27 protein-coding genes are annotated in these 22,625 nt (G+C 59.4%); 23 read left to right on the top strand and 4 right to left on the bottom strand.

Annotated elements, in window-relative coordinates; translation table 11 throughout:
* The first annotated feature begins 85 nt into the window (after nt 1-85).
* The 5 genes from J2X15_RS07465 (at nt 86) to J2X15_RS07445 (ending at nt 5,500) form a co-directional block, all read left to right on the top strand.
* Nucleotides 86-385 carry a Dabb family protein gene (locus tag J2X15_RS07465; protein WP_310340973.1) on the top strand — a complete coding sequence of 100 codons (300 nt, stop codon included), beginning with the start codon at nt 86-88 and terminating at the stop codon, nt 383-385.
* Nucleotides 386-391: 6 nt separating this feature from the next.
* A complete protein-coding gene (locus J2X15_RS07460) occupies nt 392-1,576 on the top strand; it encodes a CaiB/BaiF CoA transferase family protein (protein WP_310340971.1) in 1,185 nt (394 codons plus the stop codon).
* Between the two features lie 88 nt (nt 1,577-1,664).
* On the top strand, nt 1,665-2,771 hold the full coding sequence (locus tag J2X15_RS07455; RefSeq protein WP_310341247.1) for a substrate-binding domain-containing protein: 1,107 nt from the start codon (nt 1,665-1,667) through the stop codon (nt 2,769-2,771).
* Nucleotides 2,772-2,799: 28 nt separating this feature from the next.
* Nucleotides 2,800-4,500, top strand: a complete 1,701-nt coding sequence (locus tag J2X15_RS07450; protein ID WP_310340969.1) for an ATP-binding protein — start codon at nt 2,800-2,802, stop codon at nt 4,498-4,500.
* 61 nt (nt 4,501-4,561) lie between these two features.
* Nucleotides 4,562-5,500 (top strand): LysR family transcriptional regulator, encoded by a 939-nt coding sequence (locus tag J2X15_RS07445; protein WP_310340968.1) that lies wholly within the window; start codon nt 4,562-4,564, stop codon nt 5,498-5,500.
* A 109-nt stretch (nt 5,501-5,609) separates the two neighbouring features.
* Here J2X15_RS07445 and J2X15_RS07440 read toward each other — a convergent pair whose 3' ends face one another.
* The 4 genes from J2X15_RS07440 to J2X15_RS07425 all read right to left on the bottom strand — a co-directional run bounded on the left by J2X15_RS07440 (nt 5,610) and on the right by J2X15_RS07425 (nt 9,058).
* A complete protein-coding gene (locus J2X15_RS07440; RefSeq protein ID WP_310340967.1) occupies nt 5,610-5,873 on the bottom strand; it encodes a DUF2164 domain-containing protein in 264 nt (87 codons plus the stop codon).
* 2 nt (nt 5,874-5,875) lie between these two features.
* Nucleotides 5,876-6,691: a pyrroline-5-carboxylate reductase gene (gene proC / locus J2X15_RS07435; RefSeq protein WP_310340966.1), complete on the bottom strand. Its 816-nt coding sequence runs from the start codon at nt 6,689-6,691 to the stop codon at nt 5,876-5,878.
* A gap of 73 nt (nt 6,692-6,764) precedes the next feature.
* Nucleotides 6,765-8,255 carry a glycerol kinase GlpK gene (glpK, locus tag J2X15_RS07430; protein WP_310340964.1) on the bottom strand — a complete coding sequence of 497 codons (1,491 nt, stop codon included), beginning with the start codon at nt 8,253-8,255 and terminating at the stop codon, nt 6,765-6,767.
* 35 nt (nt 8,256-8,290) lie between these two features.
* Nucleotides 8,291-9,058 carry a DeoR/GlpR family DNA-binding transcription regulator gene (locus J2X15_RS07425; protein WP_310340962.1) on the bottom strand — a complete coding sequence of 256 codons (768 nt, stop codon included), beginning with the start codon at nt 9,056-9,058 and terminating at the stop codon, nt 8,291-8,293.
* Between the two features lie 160 nt (nt 9,059-9,218).
* Between J2X15_RS07425 and J2X15_RS07420 the strand changes: the two genes are divergently transcribed.
* The 18 genes from J2X15_RS07420 (at nt 9,219) to secY (ending at nt 22,532) form a co-directional block, all read left to right on the top strand.
* On the top strand, nt 9,219-10,292 hold the full coding sequence (locus tag J2X15_RS07420; protein ID WP_310340960.1) for an ABC transporter ATP-binding protein: 1,074 nt from the start codon (nt 9,219-9,221) through the stop codon (nt 10,290-10,292).
* Nucleotide 10,293: 1 nt separating this feature from the next.
* Nucleotides 10,294-11,370, top strand: coding sequence for an ABC transporter ATP-binding protein (locus tag J2X15_RS07415; RefSeq protein WP_310340958.1), 1,077 nt, complete (start codon nt 10,294-10,296; stop codon nt 11,368-11,370).
* Nucleotides 11,367-12,260 carry a carbohydrate ABC transporter permease gene (locus J2X15_RS07410; RefSeq protein WP_310340956.1) on the top strand — a complete coding sequence of 298 codons (894 nt, stop codon included), beginning with the start codon at nt 11,367-11,369 and terminating at the stop codon, nt 12,258-12,260. The genes J2X15_RS07415 and J2X15_RS07410 overlap by 4 nt, the downstream gene beginning before the upstream one ends.
* Nucleotides 12,253-13,065 carry a carbohydrate ABC transporter permease gene (locus J2X15_RS07405; protein WP_310340955.1) on the top strand — a complete coding sequence of 271 codons (813 nt, stop codon included), beginning with the start codon at nt 12,253-12,255 and terminating at the stop codon, nt 13,063-13,065. Before J2X15_RS07410 ends, J2X15_RS07405 begins: the two co-directional genes overlap by 8 nt.
* 12 nt (nt 13,066-13,077) lie before the next feature.
* Nucleotides 13,078-13,386 (top strand): DUF2160 domain-containing protein, encoded by a 309-nt coding sequence (locus tag J2X15_RS07400; protein ID WP_310340954.1) that lies wholly within the window; start codon nt 13,078-13,080, stop codon nt 13,384-13,386.
* Nucleotides 13,387-13,471: 85 nt separating this feature from the next.
* A complete protein-coding gene (locus J2X15_RS07395; RefSeq protein ID WP_310340953.1) occupies nt 13,472-15,202 on the top strand; it encodes an ABC transporter substrate-binding protein in 1,731 nt (576 codons plus the stop codon).
* 116 nt (nt 15,203-15,318) lie between these two features.
* Nucleotides 15,319-16,926, top strand: a complete 1,608-nt coding sequence (locus tag J2X15_RS07390; RefSeq protein ID WP_310340949.1) for a glycerol-3-phosphate dehydrogenase/oxidase — start codon at nt 15,319-15,321, stop codon at nt 16,924-16,926.
* 186 nt (nt 16,927-17,112) lie between these two features.
* The gene (gene rplN, locus J2X15_RS07385; protein ID WP_007861702.1) at nt 17,113-17,481 is read left to right on the top strand and encodes a 50S ribosomal protein L14; all 369 of its coding nucleotides are present in this window, start codon (nt 17,113-17,115) and stop codon (nt 17,479-17,481) included.
* A 9-nt stretch (nt 17,482-17,490) separates the two neighbouring features.
* Entirely contained in the window at nt 17,491-17,811 is a 321-nt protein-coding gene (gene rplX / locus J2X15_RS07380) for a 50S ribosomal protein L24 (RefSeq protein ID WP_310340946.1), read from the top strand.
* A 2-nt stretch (nt 17,812-17,813) separates the two neighbouring features.
* On the top strand, nt 17,814-18,353 hold the full coding sequence (rplE, locus tag J2X15_RS07375; RefSeq protein WP_310340943.1) for a 50S ribosomal protein L5: 540 nt from the start codon (nt 17,814-17,816) through the stop codon (nt 18,351-18,353).
* Between the two features lie 8 nt (nt 18,354-18,361).
* Nucleotides 18,362-18,667, top strand: a complete 306-nt coding sequence (rpsN, locus tag J2X15_RS07370) for a 30S ribosomal protein S14 (protein WP_310340938.1) — start codon at nt 18,362-18,364, stop codon at nt 18,665-18,667.
* An 18-nt stretch (nt 18,668-18,685) separates the two neighbouring features.
* Nucleotides 18,686-19,081, top strand: a complete 396-nt coding sequence (gene rpsH / locus J2X15_RS07365; protein ID WP_310340935.1) for a 30S ribosomal protein S8 — start codon at nt 18,686-18,688, stop codon at nt 19,079-19,081.
* A 24-nt stretch (nt 19,082-19,105) separates the two neighbouring features.
* Nucleotides 19,106-19,639 carry a 50S ribosomal protein L6 gene (gene rplF, locus J2X15_RS07360; protein WP_310340932.1) on the top strand — a complete coding sequence of 178 codons (534 nt, stop codon included), beginning with the start codon at nt 19,106-19,108 and terminating at the stop codon, nt 19,637-19,639.
* A gap of 11 nt (nt 19,640-19,650) precedes the next feature.
* Entirely contained in the window at nt 19,651-20,016 is a 366-nt protein-coding gene (gene rplR / locus J2X15_RS07355; RefSeq protein ID WP_310340929.1) for a 50S ribosomal protein L18, read from the top strand.
* Nucleotides 20,017-20,033: 17 nt separating this feature from the next.
* Nucleotides 20,034-20,558, top strand: a complete 525-nt coding sequence (gene rpsE, locus J2X15_RS07350; RefSeq protein WP_310340927.1) for a 30S ribosomal protein S5 — start codon at nt 20,034-20,036, stop codon at nt 20,556-20,558.
* 14 nt (nt 20,559-20,572) lie between these two features.
* A complete protein-coding gene (gene rpmD / locus J2X15_RS07345; protein WP_310340925.1) occupies nt 20,573-20,755 on the top strand; it encodes a 50S ribosomal protein L30 in 183 nt (60 codons plus the stop codon).
* 10 nt (nt 20,756-20,765) lie between these two features.
* Complete coding sequence (gene rplO, locus J2X15_RS07340; protein WP_310341244.1) at nt 20,766-21,197, top strand: 50S ribosomal protein L15; 432 nt, start codon at nt 20,766-20,768, stop codon at nt 21,195-21,197.
* A 24-nt stretch (nt 21,198-21,221) separates the two neighbouring features.
* On the top strand, nt 21,222-22,532 hold the full coding sequence (gene secY / locus J2X15_RS07335) for a preprotein translocase subunit SecY (protein ID WP_310340923.1): 1,311 nt from the start codon (nt 21,222-21,224) through the stop codon (nt 22,530-22,532).
* Nucleotides 22,533-22,625: the final 93 nt, after the last annotated feature.

Below are 22,625 nucleotides of genomic sequence, written 5' to 3'. Positions count from 1 at the left end.
GGCTAGTGGGCTACTGTATTCCATCCTTTGCGAGCCACTATATGGAAGAATATCAATCTATTTGTGACAAAACCAAGGGTATTTCATGTCTATCCGCCACCTGGTTCTGCTGAAGTTCAAAGCCACTGTGACCGCACCTGAGATCCAGAAGATCGAAGCAGGATTTGTCGATTTGCGCAGCAAGATCAGTGCCGTGCAAAGCCTGGAATGGGGCACCAACAACAGCCCCGAAGGCCTGGCCAAGGGCTTCACCCACTGCTTCAACCTCACCTTTGCCGACGACGCGGGCCGTGCGGTCTATCTGCCGCATCCGGACCACCTGGCGTTTGTGGAGATTTTGAAGCCCACGCTGGACGACGTGGTGGTGCTGGACTACACGGTGTAAGTGTCCATGAGCGAAACCAAAGCCCTGCCGCTGGCCGGCATCCGCGTGGTCGAGTTCACTCACATGGTGATGGGCCCGACCTGCGGCATGACGCTGGGTGACCTGGGCGCCGAGGTCATTAAGGTAGAACCGCTGGCCGGTGACAGCACGCGCAAGCTGTTGGGTAGTGGCGCGGGCTTTTACCCGCTGTTCAACCGCAACAAGAAGAGCATTGCGGTGGACCTGAAAAGCCCCAAAGGGCGAGAGATCGTCCTCAAGCTCATTGCCACCGCCGACATCGTCAGCGAGAACTTCAAGACCGAGACTATGCAGAAGCTGGGGCTGGACTACGCGTCTCTCAGCAAGCTGGACGAACGCCTCATCTATGTGAGCCACAAGGGCTTCTTGCCCGGCCCCTATGACCACCGCACCGCGCTGGACGAGGTGGTGCAGATGATGGGCGGCCTGGCGTACATGACCGGGCGCCCGGGTGACCCGCTGCGCGCGGGCAGCAGTGTGAACGACATCATGGGTGGCATGTTCGGTGCCATCGGCGCCATGGCTGCGCTCATGCAGCGCCAGCAGACCGGCAAGGGCCAGGAGGTGCAAAGCGCGCTGTTCGAGAACAACATCTTCCTCGTAGCCCAGCACATGATGCAGTTCGCCGTGACCGGCAAGGCCGCCGCACCCATGCCCGAGCGCATCTCGCCCTGGGGCATTTACGACGTGTTCAGCGTCAAAGACAACGAACAGATCTTCCTGGCCGTAGTGGGCGACGGGCAGTGGAAGACCTTTTGCGAAGCCTTTGCCTACGCCGACCTGTTTGCCGACCCGCGCGTCACCACCAACAACGACCGCGTGCTGGCCCGCAGCTGGTTGATTCCCGAACTGCGCCAGCGCCTGGCCCAGTTCAACCGGGCGGAGCTGTCAGCGCGCTTCGAAAAAGTGGGCCTGCCGTTTGCGCCCATCACTGATCCACAGCATCTGTTTGACGATCCGCACCTGCAGCAAACCGGTGGCCTGGCGCCCATGGAGCTGCCCGACGGCCGCCAGACCCAGGTGCCGCTGCTGCCCATCACCTTGGACGGTGAACGCCTGGGCCTGCGGCTGGACCCGCCCAAACTGGGTGAGCACACCGATGCGCTACTGCAAAGCCTGGGCTATTCCGCGGGCGAGGTGACTGCACTGCATGCGGAAGGCGTCGTGCTATGAAAACCGTAGCGGCGTATAGTGATTTTGGCCGTTAGCATGTATAAAGTGACTGCAACTCTGGAGATTCCACATGTCATACCTTAGACGGATGTGTTTGGTGGTAGGTTTCTGTTTTGTGGGGGTGCATCTCGTGCATGCACAATCGCCCCGCCCGGCGGCCCCTGCTGAGCTCAGTCTGGATGCCATGCGGCAGGCTGTTGCCAATGCCAGCAAGCATGGCGCGCCGTGGAACGGGCCTGAATCAGGCCCTGCGGCACAGCCCGGCGCCACCATCGCGATCATTAGCGAGGACCTGCGCAACGGCGGCATTCTGGGGGTCGGCAAAGGTATTCAGGAAGCGGCAAAGACGATTGGCTGGAAAACCAAAATCTACGACGCCGGCGGCACACCTGCCGGACGCGCTGGCGCAATTGCCGCAGCATTGGCCTTGAAGCCCGATGGGGTCATTCTGGTCGGGGTCGATGTGAAAGAGGTCCAGGCCCAATTGGGACCCTTTGAAGAACGCAAGATACCCATGGTGGGCTGGCATGTCGGCCCCAATGCCGGCCCGATCGCCGGTAGCCCCATAGCCATGAATGTGTCCACCAATCCCCTGGATGTGGCGCGCATTACCGCGATGGCGGCCGTTGTTGCATCTGAGGGGCGAGCGGGTGTGGTCGTGTTCACAGACAGCAATTTTGAAATTGCCATGGCCAAGTCCAACGCCATGGCGGACATTATTCGGGCTTGCAAGGGCTGCCGTTTGCTGGAAATCAAGGACATGCCCATTTCCAGAAGTGCCGAGCTGATGCCTGCGGCGACACAAGATTTGCTGAGCCGACACGGCGCACAGTGGACCCATGCCCTGGCCATCAACGACATTTATTTTGACTATGCCGCGCCCGAACTCACCCATGCCGGCAAGTCGAGCAAAAGCATCAACATGCTTTCCGCTGGCGATGGCAGCGCGGCTGCGTTCTTGCGCATTCGGGCCGGAACATTCCAGACGGGCACAGTGTCCGAGCCGCTCAACCTCCATGGCTGGCAGTTGGTCGATGAGTTGAACCGCCTGTTGGCTCACCAACCTGTCAGTGGCTACATTGTTCCGGTGCATTTGGTGACGTCCGACAACATCGCTTTCGACGGTGGTGCCCAGCGCCAGTACGATCCGGACAATGGCTACCGTGCCGTTTACCGCCGCATCTGGAAACGGTGAAAACACGCGTGGACATGTACAGCTGAATATGGGTTTGTCGCTACCCAAGTCTTTGCGCAGCCAATTCATATTGGCCGTCGCGGCACTGGCCACTCTGGTTCTCGCGGGCGGTGTGACCGCTGTGTATGCCTTGCATGTCAATACCAATGCCACCCGGCTGTTGGTTGAAAAACGCTTGGGGCAGATGCAGGATGCGCAAAACTTGGTCCGGAGCACCCTGCTGATTGAACGCGAGGCCTATCAGTTGGCCACGGCTGTATCCGTGGCGGACATGCGCGACAGCTACGCAGACATCCTTAAACATCTGGAGTCGTTTGACCACACGATAGACCGTCTGGCCGCCACTGACGACGATATCGGCGTGCTTGATCTGCATCAGTCCAGCCAGCTGTTTCGCAACACCGTCAACATCGTCGGGCAGTTGCGGGAAGGCGCACTCAAAGCCGCCGGGGCCTCGTCTCCCAACAACGCTGAGTCTGAACAGCAGTTTCATACCGAACTGCGCGAACAGGCCGGACAGATGGTGGAAACGACCCAAGCGCAATCGGATCGCGTGACCCAGGAATACCGGGAGGCCATGCTCGCCCTGGCAGAAACCTCTCAAAAGAACCAGCGCTGGGTCACAGTCCTGTTGTCTGCCAGTTTGCTGCTGGCATGGGCGGTTGCCCAGAGCTTTCTGGGCAAGCATGTGCTGGCACGCCTGGAGCTGGTCAGCGAAAGCTTGCGCAAAACAGAGATTGGAGAGGGCAGTTTTGTGGTTCCGGTGCGGGGCCAGGATGAGATTGGTGCCATGGCGCGAGCCGTTGAGCAATTCCAGGAAGACCGTCGGCAACTGGCGTTGGCCAACGCGGCACTGCTGGTCGAGAAAACCCGGCAGGAAGAACTTATCCGCAAGCTGGCACAAGCCCATAGCCAATTGCTGCAATCGGAAAAACTGGCGTCCATTGGCCAGTTGGCTGCAGGCGTCGCGCATGAAATCAACAACCCTGTGGCCTTTGTGAACTCGAATCTGGGCACTTTGCAGGGCTATGTCGAGGACCTTTTCAAGACCTTGGCTGCTTATGAGCAGAGCGAGAAGGAAATGAGCCCCGCGACACAGAAGGCCATGCGCGACCTGAAGCAGCAGATCGATATCGTCTATCTGCGCGAGGACATGAGCAGCTTGTTGGCCGAGTCGATGAGCGGATTGCAGCGGGTCAAACGCATCGTGCAGGATCTGCGGAATTTTTCCCATGTCGACGCGACTGACAAGCAATGGGCCAATCTGGAAGCTGGCCTCGACAGCACGCTGAACGTGGTGTGGAGCGCGCTCAAGGACAAGGTGGAAGTGCAGAAGGAATACGGTGCGATTCCCGAAATTGAATGCATTCCCTCGCAAATCAACCAGGTGTTCATGAACCTGCTGATCAATGCAGGGCAGGCGATCGAGGGGCGCGGCGTTGTCACCCTGCGCACAGGTTACGACAGCACCCATATCTGGGTAGACGTGCAGGACACAGGCGGTGGCATCCCCCCTGAGAATCTGGACCGCATCTTTGACCCCTTCTTCACGACCAAGCCCGTTGGCACGGGGACGGGGCTGGGCCTCTCCATTGCCTATGGCATTGTCAGTCGGCATGGTGGGCGCATCGAAGTCAAAAGCGAACCAGGCAAAGGCGCGACTTTCAGGGTGCTGCTGCCGCGTCAAACTGTTGTTGCACCTGCTGAAACCCATTCGGAAGCGGTTTGACCAAGCCCACTTCCTGAGTCTGCAGTGACCTGTATGCACTCACCCATACCGGTACAACCCCATGGACAAGCTCAAGCAACTCGAATCTTTTGTATCCGTCGCCACACGCGGTAGCCTGACCGCTGCGGCCAATGCCGAAGGCGTGGCTCCGGCCATCATGGGGCGCCGCCTGGACGGGCTGGAAGAACGCCTGGGCGTGAAGCTTTTGCTGCGCACCACGCGGCGCATCACGCTCACGCACGAGGGCAGTGCGTTTCTGGAAGACTGCCAGCGCATCATTGCCGACGTGGCCAATGCCGAGGCCAGCGTGAGCGCCGGCGGTGTGAAGGCCAGTGGCCACCTGCGCATCACCGCACCGGCCGGTTTTGGCCGCCGCCATGTGGCGCCCTTGGTGCCCAAGTTCCGCGCGCTGCACCCCGAGGTCACCGTATCGCTGAACCTGTCGGACCGCGTGGTGGACATTGCGGGTGAGGGCTTTGACTGTGCGGTGCGCGTGGGGGACATGCCCGACTCGTCGCTGGTGAGCGTGCGCATGGCCGACAACCGCCGCCTGTGCGTGGCCACGCCGGCGTACCTGAAGCGCCACGGCACGCCGCAAACGCCGGCGGACCTGGCCAAGTTCCACTGCCTGACGCTGTCCAGCGATGCCTCGCAGACCCGGGGCTGGGGCTTCAAGCTGCCCGCAGGGGCCAAGGACGGCAAAGAGGGCGAGGTGGTCTACCTCAAACCCGCCGGCCCGCTGGACTGCAGCGACGGCCAGGTGCTGCACGACTGGTGCCTGCAAGGCCTGGGCATTGCCTGGCGCAGCACCTGGGAGGTGGAGGCCGAAATCGCCGCCGGCCAGCTGGTTGCCGTGCTGGAAGACTATGCCGCACCGCCCAACGGCATCTACGCCGTCTTCCCCCAACGCAAACACCTGCCGCTGCGCGTGCGGCTGTGGATCGACTTCATCAAGGAACGCTACAGCGCACCGGGGTTTTGGCAGGTGCTACAAAAATAGGAGCTGCTCGCGCAATGGATACGGGGGCTGGTGGCTTATTTTGTACTAAGCCGGTCAGATGCATCGTGCCATCAGCCATGCGCTGGATCAGCCGGTGTTCGGTGGCGTCTCAGCGTTTCTTGTCGAACTTGCGCCAGTACTGGAACTCGTCCTCGTGCACTTCCAGGTCCACCTCCATCACACGGGCCTGCAGCCGGTCTTGCACATCGGTCACGGCCTGGTTGTAGACCAGTGGCCCCACCTCCTCGAGGAAAAAACCCAGCAGCGCGCCCGCGGCCAGGTTGCCGATGGGCTCGTCCATGTTTTCGCGGAAGTAGCGCTCGATGGAGGTGATGGCCTGCTTGCGCGCTTCCTTGGAGATGTCGATGGCCATGTTCAGGCCCCGCCGAATTCCTGGCCCAGTTCGCCCGCGCGCTTCTGGGCGGCAAACAGGGCTTTGGCAAACAGGGCTTTCACACCGCTCTCGTCCATGGATGTGATGGCCGCATAGGTGGTGCCGCCTTTGGAGGTGACCTTGGCGCGCAGGCTCTCGGGTGGCTCTGTGGACGCACGGGCCAGTTCGCCCGCACCGATGAAGGTGGCCACGGCCAGCTGGTAGGCCTGCTCGCGTTCCAGGCCCATCTGGGCGCCGGCCTCGGTCATGGCCTCCATGAAATAGAACATATAGGCCGGGCCCGAGCCGCTGATGGCGGTCACCGCGTCCAACTGGGCCTCGGCTGTCAGCCACACGGTGGCGCCGGTGGTGGCAATCACCTCGTTGGCCCAGTCTTTGTCGGCCTGCGTGACGGCGGGGCGGGCATAGAGCGCGGTGATGCCCTTGCCGATGAGCGCAGGCGTGTTGGGCATGGTGCGGATGATGCGTTCACTGCCCAGCCAGGTAGCAATGCTGCTGCTGGGGATGCCGGCCGCCACGCTCAGGTGCAGGGCGCTGGTGTTGTGCGTGGCCACTGCAGCGGCCGCGTCCTTGAAAGTTTGTGGCTTCACGGCCCAGACGATGAGGTCGGCACTGGCCAGAAAGGCGCTGGCCTCAGCCTGCGCGGCAATGCGAAAGTCGGCCTGCAGGCGTGTGCGCGCCTCGGCCCAGGGCTCCACCACGTCGATATCGCTGGCCGCAAAGCCCTGGCGGACCAGCCCGCCGATGATGGCGCTGGCCATATTGCCGCCGCCGATGAATGCAATGCGCTTGCCCATGGTGTGTCCTCTGGTGGTGTGGTTGAGCGCCAGAGTCTATCCAAAGGCAAAAGCGCCCAAGACCAACCGCGGCTTACAGCGTGGTTTGCTGCACCGCGTGTTCCCAGCGGTCCATCAGCTCCCGGGCGCGTGCCGGGGCCAGGGTGGGCAAGAAGCGGCGTTCGGCCTTCCACAGGTCGGTGAGTTCGCTGGTGCTGCCGTACACACCGGTGGTCAGGCCCGCCAGATAGGCCGCGCCCAGCGCGGTGGTCTCGGTCACGGCGGGGCGCACCACGGGAATACCCAGCAGGTCGGCCTGGAATTGCATGAGCAAATCGTTCACGCAGGCACCACCGTCCACACGCAGTTCAGACACCTGCGCACCGCCCGCGCGCACGGCGTCGCGGCTCATGGCTTGCAGCAACGCCGCACTTTGGAATGCTATGCTTTCGAGAGCGGCCCGCGCAATGTGGGCGAGGGTTGAACCCCTGGTGAGCCCTGTAATAGATCCGCGTGCATCAGGCTTCCAGTAGGGCGCACCCAGGCCGGTGAAGGCCGGCACCACAATCACGCCGCCCGAATCGGGCACGCTTTGCGCCAGGCTTTGCACCTCGCCACTGCCCTGGATGGCGTGCAGCCCGTCGCGCAGCCACTGCACCACGGCGCCGCCCACAAACACGCTGCCTTCCAGGGCAAATTCGGGCTTGGCGGTGGTTTGCGCGGCGCTGGTGGTGATGAGGCCGTTCTCGGAGGTCTGGAAGTTGTGGCCGGTGTGCATGAGCATGAAGCACCCCGTGCCGTAGGTGTTCTTCACCATGCCGGCTTTGAAGCATGCTTGGCCAAACAAGGCGCTTTGCTGGTCGCCCGCCACACCACCAATCGGAATCGCATGGCCCAGCAGCGCGGGCGCCACCTCGCCAAACAGCGAGGCCGAGGGTTGCACCGTGGGCATCAGGCTGGCGGGAATGTCCAGCGCGGCCAGCAGGTCTTCGTCCCACAGGTTGGTATGCACATTGAATAGCATGGTGCGCGAGGCATTGCTCACGTCCGTCACATGCACGCGCCCCTCGGTCAGCTGCCAGATCAGCCAGCTGTCGATGGTGCCAAAGGCCAGTTCGCCGCTGGCGGCCTGCGCGCGCGCGCCGGGTACCTGGTCCAGGATCCATTTGAGCTTGGTGCCTGAGAAATAGGCGTCCACCAGCAGGCCGGTCTTGTCGCGGATGGTGTCGGCCAGGCCCCGTGCGCGCAGCTCCACACAGGTGGGCTCGGCGCGCCGGTCTTGCCAGACGATGGCGTGGTGGATGGGCTGGCCGGTCAAGCGGCTCCACACCACGGTGGTCTCGCGCTGGTTGGTAATGCCCACGGCCGTCACCTGCGCCGCGGTAATGCCGGCCTTGGCCAGGGCCTCACGCGCGGTGGCGAGCTGGATGCGCCAGATCTCCAGCGCATCGTGCTCCACCCAGCCTGGCTGGGGGTAAATCTGGGTCAGTTCCTTTTGCGCCATGGCCACCGTGCGGCCGCTGGGGTCGAACACGATGCTGCGGGAGCTGGAGGTGCCTTGGTCGAGGGCGAGCAGGTAGGTCATTGCAATCGGAGTGTCAATAAATCAGGAGGAGCGAATCAGGGTATGGCCACGGCCAGGCGCACCTGCGCTTCGGCCAGCAGGGCGGCAAAGGGTTCGGGCGGTGGCGCGTCGGTGAACAGCCGGTCGATCTGCGACAGCGTGGCCACCTCGACCATGGCGGGGCGGTTGAACTTGCTGATGTCGGCGGCTAGCCAGACTTCGCGCGCATGCGAAATGATGGTTTGCGCGACCTTCACCTCGCGGTAGTCGTAGTCGCGCAGCGTGCCATCGGCCTCGATGCCCGAGATGCCGATCAGCGCTAGGTCGACCTTGAACTGGCGGATGAAGTCCACCGCAGCTTCGCCCACGATGCCCTGGTCGCGCCCGCGCACCACACCGCCCACCACGATGACTTCGCACTTCGGGTTGGTGCTGAGGATGCTGGCCACGTTCAGGTTGTTGGTGATCACGCGCAGGCCGGTGTGGTGCAGCAGGGCGCGGGCAATGGCCTCGGTGGTGGTGCCGATGTTGAGGATCAGCGAGCAGTCGTTGGGTACCACGGCCGCCACGGCGCGCGCAATGCGCGATTTGCCTTCGGCATTCAGGCTTTCTCGCTGTTGGTGGGCAATGTTCTCGGTGGTGGAGCTGGGCACCCGCACCCCACCGTGGAAGCGCGCCAGCATGCCCTCGTCGGCCAGGCGTTGCACATCGCGCCGCACGGTCTGCAGGGTGACGCCCAGGGTCTCTGCCAGTTGCTCTACGGTGACGGAGCCTTGGGCCTGGACGACCGATAGCAGGGTTAGTTGTCGGGGGTTTGGGTGCATGGTGTGTTTTTACCCCGAATCGCCGGGACGGCCAGACTGTAAAACGAATCAAAAGGAACATTCATAGGGTTAATACCAAGACAAAACGAATCGAAACGAACAATAATTCGCCGATTCGAAAATCATCTCGGTTCTCTATGCAACAAGAAAAGGTGGCGTGATGCAGTTGACTCTGGAAGGCATCAGCAAAAAAGTAGGGCCGCAGACTTGGCTGTACGACATGAGCCTGGCGCCGCGCAGTGGTGCGGTGACCGTGCTGTTGGGTGCGACCCAGGCTGGCAAGACCAGCCTGATGCGCATCATGGCGGGGCTGGATGCGCCCAGCGCCGGCCAGGTGCGGGTGGATGGAGTGGATGTCACCGGCATGCCCGTGCGTGAACGCAATGTGGCCATGGTCTACCAGCAGTTCATCAACTACCCCTCGCTCAAGGTCCGCGACAACATTGCCTCGCCGCTGAAGCTACGTGGCGAAAAGAACGTGGAGCAGCGCGTGCGTGAGCTGGCTGCCAAGCTGCACATCGAGATGTTTCTGGACCGCTACCCTGCAGAGCTGTCGGGCGGCCAACAGCAACGCGTGGCCCTGGCCCGTGCACTGGCCAAGGGCGCGCCGCTGATGCTGCTGGACGAGCCGCTGGTGAACCTGGACTACAAGTTGCGCGAAGAGCTGCGCGACGAGTTGACCGCCCTGTTTGCAGCGGGCGACTCCACGGTGATCTACGCCACCACCGAACCGGGTGAAGCCCTGCTGCTGGGTGGCTACACCGCGGTGCTGGATGCGGGCGAGCTGCTGCAGTACGGCCCCACGGCCGAGGTGTTCCACGCGCCCCAGTCGATCCGCGTAGCACGTGCGTTCAGCGACCCCCCCATGAACCTGCTGGCCGCGTCGGTGGCGTCCACAGGCGTGCAGTTGGCCCAGGGGCCACAGATTGCGCTGGCTTTGCCACCCACCAAGTCGTCCACACTGACCGTGGGCATGCGGGCCAGTGCGCTGCGCGTGCGCGCCCAGGAGGGCGATGTGTCTCTGGTGGGCACGGTGGAGCTGGCCGAAATTTCGGGCACCGACACCTTTGTGCACTTCGAGACCCCGCTGGGCGAACTGGTGGCACAGCTGACCGGTGTGCACCACTTTGATTTGGGCCAACCCTGCACTTTCTTCTTCAACCCTGCGCAGGTCTATGTGTTTGACGCGCAGGGCATGTTGCTGCTGGCCCCCGTGCGCGGCAAAGGACGCTGATATGGCACGCATAGAACTTGACCTGGCCCACGCCTACCGGCCCAACCCGCAGCAGGACAGCGACTACGCGCTGTTGCCACTCAAAATGACCTTTGACGACGGCGGAGCTTATGCGTTGCTCGGCCCTTCGGGCTGCGGCAAGACCACCCTGCTCAACATCATGTCGGGCCTGGTCACACCCTCGCAAGGCACGGTGCTGTTCGACGGTAAGGACGTCACGCATGCCACGCCGCAGCAGCGCAACATCGCGCAGGTGTTCCAGTTCCCGGTGATCTACGACACCATGACGGTGGCCGAGAACCTGGCCTTTCCGCTGCGCAACCGCAAGATGCCGGCCGACCAGATCAAGAAGCGCGTGGGCGTGATCGCAGAGATGCTGGAAATGAGTGGTCAGCTCAACCAGCGTGCCGCGGGCCTGGCCGCCGACGCCAAGCAGAAGATCTCGCTGGGTCGCGGTCTGGTGCGGCCCGATGTGTCGGCCGTGCTCTTTGATGAGCCGCTGACGGTGATCGACCCACATCTGAAGTGGCAGCTGCGCCGCAAGCTCAAGCAGATCCACCACGAGCTCAAGCTCACGCTCATCTACGTGACCCACGACCAGGTGGAGGCTCTGACCTTTGCCGAGCAGGTGGTGGTGATGACGCGCGGCCGTGCCGTGCAGGTGGGGTCGGCGGCGGATCTGTTCGAGCGTCCCAGCCACACCTTTGTGGGCCATTTCATCGGCTCGCCGGGTATGAACTTTCTGCCGGGTCGCAATGCCGATGGCGACTTCCATACGGCAGGCGCTGTGGTGACCTTGCCGCACACGCGGCCACTGGCCAATGGTGATTTCAAGCTGGGCGTGCGCCCCGAGTACGTCAGTGTGGCCGGTGCGAATGCCCCGGGTGCCCTGCCGATGACCGTGACCCAGGTGCAGGACGTGGGGACCCATGTGATTGTGAGTGCAGCCCGCGAAGGCCACACCATCAAGGCCCGTCTGGCTGTCGATGCTGCGCAGCTCACGGCAGGTGACAACGTGTGGTTGCAGGTGATGGGTGAACACACCTGCTTCTACCAAAACGAGGAGATCGTGGCATGAGTACGACGACCAAACCGGTCAACCAGCGGGCCTGGTTTTTGATTCTGCCCATGCTGATTTGCGTGGCCTTTTCGGCCATCCTGCCGCTCATGGTGGTGGTGAACTATTCGGTGCAGGACATCATCTCGCCCGAACGCCGCGTGTTTGTGGGCACCGAGTGGTTCGCGGCCATCATGCGTGACGAAGAGTTGCACGGCGCGCTCTTGCGCCAGATCAGTTATTCGTTTGCGGTGCTGGCCGTAGAGCTGCCATTGGGCATCCTGCTGGCGCTGGCGATGCCGGCCCAGGGCTGGAAATCGTCTGCCGTGCTGGTGATTGTGTCGCTCTCGCTGCTGATCCCCTGGAACGTGGTGGGCACCATCTGGCAAATCTTTGGTCGTACTGACATTGGCCTCATGGGCGCGGCACTACAGGGCCTGGGTATTGAATACAGCTACACCGGCAATGCGGCCCACGCGTGGCTGACCGTGTTGCTGATGGACGTGTGGCACTGGACGCCGCTGGTGGCGCTACTGGGCTACGCGGGGCTGCGCTCCATTCCCGACGCTTATTACCAGGCTGCCAGCATTGACGGTGCCAGCAAGCTCGATGTGTTCCGCTACGTGCAGCTGCCCAAGATGCGCGGCGTGCTGATGATCGCGGTGCTGTTGCGCTTCATGGACAGCTTCATGATCTACACCGAGCCCTTTGTGCTGACCGGTGGTGGCCCGGGCAACTCCACCACCTTCCTGTCGCAATTCCTCACGCAAAAAGCCGTAGGCCAGTTTGACCTGGGACCTGCCGCCGCGTTCTCGCTGATCTATTTCCTGATCATCTTGTTGATGTGCTTTATTTTGTACAACTGGATGCAGCGCGTCGGCACCCAGGCTAAGGAGGGTGGCCATGAATAAGCCCAAGTTTCAAAAGCGCTCGCTGTTCATGCTGGCGTACATCGTGTTTGCGCTGTTGCCCATCTACTGGATGGTCAACATGTCGTTCAAGACGAACAACGAAATCCTGGCGGGCTTCACGCTATTCCCGGACCACTTCACCTGGGACAACTACAAGACCATCCTGACGGATTCGGCCTGGTACTCGGGCTACATCAACAGCCTGATCTACGTGGGCATCAACACTGTCATCTCACTGATCGTTGCCCTGCCTGCGGCCTATGCGTTTTCGCGCTACAGCTTTCTCGGTGACAAGCATGTGTTCTTCTGGTTGTTGACCAACCGCATGACGCCACCTGCGGTGTTCCTGTTGCCGTTCTTTCAGCTGTACACCTCAGTGGGCCTGATGGACACGCATATCGCGGTGGCGCTGGTGCACCTGTTGTTCAACGTGCCGTTGGCGGTGTGGATTCTGGAAGGTTTTATGAGTGGCATCCCGCGCGAAATTGACGAGACCGCCTACATCGACGGCTATTCGTTCCCGCGCTTCTTCATCCGCATTTACATCCCGCTGATCAAGGCCGGTGTGGGCGTGGCGGCGTTCTTCTGCTTCATGTTCAGCTGGGTGGAGCTGCTATTGGCACGCACCTTGACTAGCGTGAACGCCAAGCCGATTGCCGCCACCATGACCCGTACCGTCTCGGCCTCGGGCATGGACTGGGCCACGCTGGCGGCGGCCGGCGTACTGACCATCGTGCCAGGTGCCATCGTCATCTGGTTTGTTCGCAACTACATCGCGAAGGGTTTCGCGATGGGCCGTGTTTGAGAGGACTGCACGATGTTTGATTGGATGGCTTGGACCACGCCGGTGGCCGTATTTTTCTGCTGCATCGCATTGATGCTGGTGGGCATGACCGTGTGGGAAATCAAATCGCCCACCATTTCGCGCAAGGGTTTCTTGCCCATGGAGACCACGCGCGGCGACCGTCTGTTTGTCGGGCTGCTGAGTGCGGCCTATGTGAATCTGGCGTTTGTGGGCATCAGCGGACGTCTGGTCGAGTGGATGGGCCTGGAGTCCGAGCCCTCGATCTGGATCAGCTTTGTGCTCTCCGTGGCCTTGTTGGGTCTGGTGATGCGCAAGGGCTGACCTCTCTTTTCAAAGGTTCGGCTTATCTCCCCTGGGGCCGCGCCATTCTTTCAAACAGGGGTTAATCAGACCGAGGAGATTGACAATGAAATTGAGATATTCCGTATTGGCCGTCGCCATGGCGTGCGCCGTGGGAACCCAAGGGTGGGCGGATGAAGCGGCTGCCAAGAAATGGATCGACAGCGAGTTCCAGCCTTCCACCTTGAGCAAGGACCAGCAGGCTGCGGAGCTGAAGTGGTTCATCGAAACGGCCAAGAAGCTGCAGGCCAAGGGCGTGAAGGAAATTTCCGTGGTGTCCGAGACCATCTCCACCCACGAATACGAATCCAAGACATTGGCCAAGGCCTTTGAAGAAATCACTGGTATCAAGGTCAAGCACGACTTGATCGGTGAAGGCGATGTGGTGGAGAAGCTGCAAACCTCCATGCAATCCGGCAAGTCCATTTATGACGGCTGGATCACCGACTCCGACCTGATCGGTACCCACTACCGCTACGGCAAGATCATGAATCTGACCGACTACATGGCGGGTTCTGGCAAAGAGTGGACCAACCCCGGTCTGGACATCAAGGATTTCATCGGCACCAGTTTCACCACTGGTCCCGACAAGAAGCTGTACCAGCTGCCCGACCAGCAATTTGCCAACCTGTACTGGTTCCGTGCTGATTTGTTTGAAAAGCCTGAGCTGAAAGCCAAGTTCAAGGCCAAATATGGCTATGACCTGGGCGTGCCCCTGAACTGGAGCGCCTACGAAGACATCGCCGCTTTCTTCAGCGAAGACGTGAAGACCATTGATGGCAAGCCGATCTACGGTCACATGGATTACGGCAAGAAAGATCCTTCCCTGGGCTGGCGCTTCACCGACGCATGGTTGTCCATGGCCGGTACGGCTGATGTGGGCATCCCCAACGGCAAGCCCGTGGACGAGTGGGGCATTCGTGCCTCCGCCGACGGTTGCACGCCACAAGGCGCTTCTGTGTCCCGCGGCGGTGCGACCAACTCGCCAGCAGCCGTATATGCACTGACCAAGTACATCGACTGGATGAAGAAGTACTCGCCCAAGGAAGCCATTGGCATGACCTTCGGCGAAGCCGGCCCGGTGCCTGCACAAGGCCAGATCGCCCAGCAAATCTTCTGGTACACCGCCTTTACCGCAGACATGATCAAGCCCGGTCTGCCTGTGGTGAATGCCGACGGCACGCCCAAGTGGCGCATGGCCCCTGGCCCCAATGGCCCGTACTGGAAGCAAGGCATGCAGAACGGCTACCAGGACGTGGGTTCCTGGACCTTCTTCAAGGACCATGACGCCAACAAGGTGGCTGCCGCCTGGTTGTACGCCCAGTTCGTGACCGCCAAGACCACCTCGCTGAAGAAGACCACCGTGGGCCTGACGCCTATCCGTGAGTCTGACATCCAGTCCAAGGCCATGACCGACATGGCGCCCAAGCTGGGTGGCCTGGTGGAGTTCTACCGCAGCCCGGCCCGTGTGGCCTGGACACCCACTGGTACCAACGTGCCTGACTACCCCAAGCTGGCCCAGCTGTGGTGGAAGAACGTGGCTGTGGCCGTGACGGGTGAGAAAACCCCGCAAGCTGCCATGGACAACCTGGCCGAAGAGATGGACGGTGTGATGGGCCGCCTGGAGCGCTCCGGCATGGCCGTGTGCCCACCCAAGCTCAACCCCAAGAGCAGCCCCGACAAGTGGCTGAGCGACAAGGGTGCGCCATGGAAGAAGCTGGCCAACGAGAAGCCTAAGGGTGAGACCATTGCGTACGACACTTTGTTGAACGCATGGAAAAACGGCAAGGTTCGCTAATTCGCGAGCAGTAGAACAACGGCCGTGCAGGAACTTCCTGCGTGGCCGTTGTTCACAAGGTTCTTTCAGCGGGTTCTGGGCGCTGTGCCCGCCCGCCGTCCATTTAGAAAATACTTATGGCCATTGACGCGCCCCCTCTCCCCACCCTGCGTGAAGACCTGATTGCGCGCTTGGCGCAAGACCGCACGTACGACATTGCCATCGTGGGCGGCGGTGCCACGGGTCTGGGCGTGGCGCTGGATGCCGCTGCGCGCGGTTTTAGTGTGGTGCTGGTCGACTCGCATGACTTTGCCAAGGGCACCTCATCGCGGGCCACCAAGCTCGTCCATGGCGGCGTCCGCTATCTAGCCCAAGGCAATATTTCTCTGGTGCGCGAGGCGCTGCACGAGCGCACCACCTTGCTGAACAATGCCCCGCATCTGGCGCAACCGCTGCCGTTTGTGATGCCGTCCTACCAATGGTGGGAAACCCCGTTCTATGGCGCCGGATTGGTGGCGTACGACGCCCTGGCGGGCAAGGCCGGTTTGGGCAAGACCCAGTTTCTCGGGCGTGATGCCACCCTCAAGCTGTTGCCTACGGCCCAGCCCCAGGGGCTTAAGGGTGGGGTGAAGTACTGGGACGGACAGTTCAACGACGCCCGTTTGGCCCTGGCCCTGGCGCGCACCGCGGCCACCAAAGGTGCGCTGCTGGTGAACTACTGCCGGGCGGCAGACCTTATCTATATAGATCACAAGGTGCAGGGTGTCCTGTGCGAAGACACGCTGACTGGCAAGCAATATCCGGTGAAAGCGCGCTGCGTGGTCAATGCCACGGGCGTGTGGGTCGATGAGCTACGGCAAAAAGACGGGGATGCCAATGCAGGAGACGGTCGCAGGCCGACCAAACCCATGGTGGCACCCAGTCAAGGCGTGCATATTGTGGTGGACCGCGAGTTTCTGGGCGGCGATACGGCGCTCATGGTGCCCAAAACAGCCGACGGCCGGGTGCTGTTTGCGGTGCCATGGCTGGGCAAGGTCATCCTGGGGACGACAGACACGCCACGCCATGACCTGGCGCGCGAGCCGCTGGCCTTTGAGGAAGAAATTGAGTTCATCCTGACCGAATCGGCACGCTACCTGCGCCGGGCGCCCACACGGGCGGATGTCAAAAGCATCTGGGTGGGGCTGCGGCCTTTGGTTAAACCCCAAGATGACGAAGGCAACAATACCAAGGGCATCAGCCGGGAGCACACAGTGCTGGTGAGTCGCAGTGGGCTGGTCACGGTGACCGGCGGTAAATGGACAACCTACCGGGCCATGGCCGAAGATGTGCTCGAAAAATGTGCAGAAAAGCAGCTGCTACCCCAGCGTCCGCAGGGTGCTACGGTGCATCTGAAGCTGGTAGGGGCCACGAAGGGCGGTTCGGCCGTACAGTCCATTTGTTTGCCCCCTGGGCTGCCCAGCTACGGTGACGAGCAAAGCGTAGTGGCCCACATGCCTGGTGCCAGCGTCGAGCTGGCGCCGGGGTTGACCGAGGGCATGGTGCGCTTTGCCGCCCGTTATGAATATGCGGTGACCGTAGAAGATGTGCTGGCCCGCCGCTCGCGCCTGCTGTTCCTTGATGCAGCTCTGGCAAGCTCTCTGGCGCCGCGGGTTGCCGAAATCCTTGCGGAAGAGACCGGCTTGCCACCTCAGGAGGCAGAATTTAAGGTGTTGGCACAACAATATTTGTTGATTGCGCCTTAAAAGGTGTTGACAGCCCATAGAACAGGGGGCACAATCGTGGGCTTCGCTTGAAAAAGTATGAAGGTTCTGCCCAAATGAATGCAGCATGAGTGGTTTGTGCTGCAAACAGCGGGCCCAAGACTGACTGGACGAGGGTGTTTGCCGTAGTGGTGAATGCAATCTCTGGTGCAAGTTGGGAATATTGAAATGATCCAAACTGAATCTCGATTGGAAGTTGCCGACAACACCGGCGCTAAGTCCGTCCTTTGCATCAAGGTGCTGGGTGGTTCTAAGCGTCGTTATGCAAGTGTTGGCGACATCATCAAAGTTAGCATCAAAGAAGCCGCTCCCCGTGGCCGCGTCAAAAAAGGCGAGGTTTACAGTGCTGTGGTCGTTCGTACTGCCAAGGGCATCCGCCGTGGCGACGGTTCTTTGGTGAAATTCGACGGCAACGCAGCAGTGTTGCTTAACGCCAAGCTGGAGCCCATTGGCACCCGCATCTTTGGACCAGTGACGCGCGAACTGCGTACTGAAAAGTTCATGAAGATCGTGTCCTTGGCTCCTGAAGTTTTGTAAGGACCCGCCATGAACAAGATTCGCAAAGGCGACCAAGTCATCGTTATCGCAGGTCGCGATAAGGGCAAGCGCGGAGTTATCTCCCTGCGCAAAGACGACTCTCACGTAGTTGTCGATGGTATTAACTTGGTGAAGAAGCACACCAAGCCAAACCCCATGAAGGGCACAACCGGTGGCATCGTTGAAAAAACCATGCCTATTCACCAATCCAACGTGGCTATTTTCAATGCCGCAACTGGCAAGGCTGACCGTGTTGGTATCAAGGTGCTGGCTGACGGCAAACGCGTTCGCGTTTACAAGTCCAGCGGCGAAGAAATCAAGGTGGCATAACCATGGCACGTCTCCAACAACACTACCGCGAAAAAGTGGCGGCTGAGCTGACAACCAAGTTTGGTTACACCTCGCCTATGCAAGTGCCTCGTCTTACCAAAATCACCCTGAACATGGGTGTGAGCGAAGCCGTTGCCGACAAGAAGGTCATGGACAACGCTGTGAGCGACTTGACGAAGATTGCAGGCCAAAAGCCTGTGGTGACCAAGTCCAAGAAGGCGATTGCCGGCTTCAAGATCCGTGAAGGCCAAGCAATTGGTTGCATGGTGACTCTGCGTGGCGTTCAGATGTATGAATTCCTGGATCGTTTTGTAACCGTGGCTCTGCCTCGTGTACGTGACTTCCGCGGTATTTCTGGTCGCGCGTTCGATGGTCGTGGCAACTACAACATCGGCGTGAAAGAACAGATCATTTTCCCTGAGATTGAATATGACAAGGTTGATGCCTTGCGCGGCCTCAATATCAGCATCACCACAACGGCCAAGACCGACGAAGAGTGCAAGGCACTGCTCGCTGGCTTCCGTTTCCCTTTCAAGAATTGAGGTGACCTGTGGCTAAGATGGCATTAATCGAACGCGAAAACAAGCGTGACAAGTTGGCAGCCAAGTACGCGAAGAAATACGCGGAATTCAAGGCTATCGCTGGTGATGTGAAGCGCACTGATGAAGAGCGCGCTGCAGCCCGTTTGGGTCTGCAAAAGTTGCCTCGCAACGCAAACCCCACACGCCAACGTAACCGTTGTGCGATCACGGGCCGTCCCCGTGGAACGTTCCAGCACTTCGGTCTGGCCCGTGCAAAGATTCGTGAAATGGCTTTTGCTGGTGAGATCCCCGGCATTGTCAAAGCCAGCTGGTAAGCGATAGGAGAACAAAACATGAGCATGAGTGATCCCATCGCCGACCTGTTGACACGCATCCGCAATGCGCAAATGGTTGCCAAGACGACTGTCTCGGTACCTTCTTCCAAAGTGAAGATTGCTATTGCCCAAGTGTTGAAAGACGAAGGCTATATTGACGGTTTCAAAGTTTCTACTGAAAGTGGAAAGTCTGAACTCCAAATCGCCTTGAAATATTACGCCGGTCGCCCCGTGATTGAGCGTATCGAGCGCGTTAGCCGCCCTGGCCTGCGTGTATACCGTGGTAGCGAAGCAATTCCTCAAGTCCAAAACGGCTTGGGCGTTGCCATCGTGACCACCCCCAAGGGTGTTATGACTGATCGCAAAGCGCGTGCCTCCGGTGTCGGTGGCGAAGTGCTGTGCTACGTCGCTTAACGCTGCATTGAGGAGTAATAAACAATGTCCCGTGTAGGCAAACTTCCTGTCACCATTCCTGCAGGTGTCGAGGTATCCATCAAGGCTGATCAAATCAGCGTGAAGGGTACTGGCGGCTCCTTGCACTTGGCTCAAAACAGCCTGGTGAAAATCGCTAACGACGCTGGCAAGCTGAGCTTTCAGCCTGCTAACGAATCCCGTGAAGCTGACGCAATGACTGGCACGATTCGCCAGTTGGTCAACAACATGGTGGTTGGTGTGACCAAAGGCTTTGAGCGCAAGCTGAGCCTGGTTGGTGTGGGTTACAAGGCGCAAGCCACTGGTGCCAAGTTGAACTTGGCGGTGGGTTACTCCCATCCTGTGAACGTGGATATGCCTGCTGGCATTACCGTGGCCACTCCCACCCCCACTGAAATCTTGATCAAAGGGGCTGATCGCCAACGTGTTGGCCAGATCGCCGCTGAGATTCGTGCGATTCGCCCCCCAGAGCCCTACAAGGGCAAGGGCATCCGTTATGCGGATGAGAAGATCACGATCAAAGAAACCAAGAAGAAATAAGGAGCTGCAACATGTTGACCAAAAAAGAGCAGCGTCTTCGCAGAGCCCGTCAGACTCGCATTCGCATTGCTACGCAAGGCGTTGCACGTTTGACTGTGACACGCACCAACCTTCACATCTACGCCAGTGTTATCTCTGGCGACGGCGGCAAGGTTTTGGCAAGCGCCTCCACTGCAGAAGCAGAAGTGCGCAAGTCCTTGGGTGCTAGTGGCAAGGGCGGCAACGTCGCCGCGGCCCAAATCATTGGCAAGCGTGTGGCTGAAAAAGCCAAAGCCGCTGGTGTGGAAAAAGTTGCGTTTGATCGCGCAGGTTTTGCCTACCACGGACGCGTCAAGGCGTTGGCTGATGCCGCGCGTGAAGCTGGCTTGCAGTTCTAAGCAGATCGGAAATAAAGATGGCTAAAGTTCAAGCAAAAATGCAAGGTAAGGCCGAGGGTCCTGAGGACGGTCTGCGCGAGAAAATGATCGCGATCAATCGCGTGACCAAGGTTGTTAAGGGTGGCCGTATTCTCGGTTTCGCCGCTTTGACCGTGGTTGGCGATGGCGATGGTCGCATCGGCATGGGCAAAGGAAAGTCCAAAGAAGTGCCTGCAGCAGTTCAAAAGGCGATGGAAGAAGCCCGTCGCAATATGCTCAAGGTTTCATTGAAAAACGGAACCATCCACCACAAGGTGATGGGCCACCACGGTGCAGCCAGCGTCATGATGGCGCCAGCTCCCAAGGGTACCGGCATCATTGCTGGCGGCCCTATGCGCGCAGTTTTTGAAGTGATTGGTATCACCGATATCGTGGCCAAGAGCCACGGATCCAGCAATCCTTACAACATGGTTCGTGCCACGTTGGATGCCCTGTCTGTGTCTACGACACCGTCTCAGGTTGCAGCCAAGCGCGGCAAAACCGTTGAAGAACTCTTCGCTTAATCGAGGATTTCAAAATGACAACACAACAAACCGTGAAAATCCAATTGGTGCGTAGCCCCATTGGAACCAAAGAATCGCATCGCGCCACCGTGCGTGGTCTGGGTCTGCGCAAGCTCAACAGCACCAGTGAGTTGCAAGACACACCCGCTGTGCGCGGAATGATCAATAAGATCAGCTACCTGATCAAAGTGCTGTAAGAGGTTGATGATGGAACTCAATAACATCAAGCCCGCTGACGGTGCCAAGCACGCCAAGCGTCGCGTGGGTCGTGGTATCGGTTCTGGCCTGGGCAAGACTGCCGGCCGTGGACACAAAGGTCAAAAATCCCGTTCGGGCGGCTACCACAAAGTCGGTTTTGAAGGCGGACAGATGCCTATGCATCGCCGTTTGCCCAAGCGCGGTTTCAAATCGCACTTGCTGAAGTTCAATGCTGAGATCACTTTGACAGCGCTGGAAGCTCTGGGTTTGGCAGAAGTCGATCTGCTGGCTTTGAAGCAAGCTGGTGCCGTGGGCGAAATTGCCAAAGTGGTGAAGGTTATCAATACCGGAGCTATTGCCAAGGCAGTCAAGCTCACCGGTATTGGCGCAACAGCCGGTGCCAAGGCAGCTATTGAAGCTGCTGGTGGTAGCGTAGCTTAAGTTCTGCGAAGCGAAAGTTAGCACGTGGCAACAAACGCGGCTCAAACAGCAAAGACAGGTAAGTTCGGCGATCTGCGTCGCCGACTCGTCTTCTTGCTGCTCGCTTTGGTGGTGTACCGTTTGGGTGCGCACATCCCGGTGCCTGGCATTGATCCTGCTCAGCTGCAACAGCTGTTCAAAGGTCAGCAAGGCGGCATATTGAGTTTATTCAATATGTTCTCGGGCGGTGCACTCTCGCGCTTCACGATTTTTGCGCTGGGAATCATGCCGTACATCTCGGCATCGATCATTATGCAGTTGCTCGGGTACGTGCTGCCTGCATTTGAACAGCTGAAAAAAGAAGGTGAAGCTGGGCGTCGCAAGATTACCCAATACACCCGCTACGGCACACTGGGTCTGGCGCTGTTTCAATCGCTTGGCATTGCTATGGCGCTGGAAGCATCCGCTGGTTTGGTGATTGCGCCTGGATTTGGCTTTCGCATGACCACCGTGGTTACGTTGACAGCAGGAACCATGTTCCTGATGTGGTTGGGCGAACAAATTACCGAGCGTGGCTTGGGCAACGGGATTTCGATTCTGATCTTCGGCGGTATCGCCGCTGGATTGCCCAATGCGGTTGGTGGCTTGCTGGAGTTGGTGCGTACCGGATCCATGAGCATCATCGTGGCGTTGCTGGTGGTGGTCTTGATTGCATTGGTCACCTACTTTGTAGTATTTGTCGAACGCGGTCAGCGCAAGATTCTGGTGAATTACGCTAGGCGCCAAGTCGGTAACAAGGTTTATGGTGGTCAGTCTTCGCATTTGCCGCTGAAGTTGAACATGGCAGGTGTGATTCCTCCCATCTTTGCTTCGTCGATCATTCTGTTGCCTGCAACGGTTGCAAATTGGTTCAGCTCTGGTGAGTCGATGCGCTGGTTGAAAGATATCGCCAGCACCTTGAGTCCTGGGCAGCCTGTGTATGTCATGCTGTATGCCGCTGCGATTGTGTTCTTCTGCTTCTTCTACACGGCACTGGTATTCAACAGCCGCGAGACCGCAGACAACTTGAAAAAGAGTGGTGCTTTCATCCCCGGGATTCGTCCTGGTGACCAGACGGCCAAATACATCGATAAAATACTGCTCCGCCTGACGTTGGCTGGTGCGATTTACATCACGTTTGTATGTCTCTTGCCTGAGTTTTTGATCTTGAAGTACAACGTCCCGTTTTACTTCGGTGGCACGTCGCTGTTGATTATTGTGGTGGTGACCATGGATTTCATGGCACAAGTTCAGAACTACATGATGTCGCAGCAATACGAGTCACTGCTGAAGAAGGCAAACTTCAAGGCTTCTTGAAGAGAGATGAAGTCGTACGATTAATGTCGTACGTACATGGTGTTTAGAACGAAAGTAACAGCGCATGTTCCGCGCGATTCAAAGTCGGAACGG

It is taken from the genome of Rhodoferax saidenbachensis (assembly GCF_031457975.1).
Taxonomy (GTDB): Bacteria; Pseudomonadota; Gammaproteobacteria; order Burkholderiales; family Burkholderiaceae_C; genus Allorhodoferax; species Allorhodoferax saidenbachensis_A.
The sequence above is the reverse complement of the archived record's forward strand: the minus strand, read 5'-3'. Positions and strand labels throughout refer to the sequence as shown.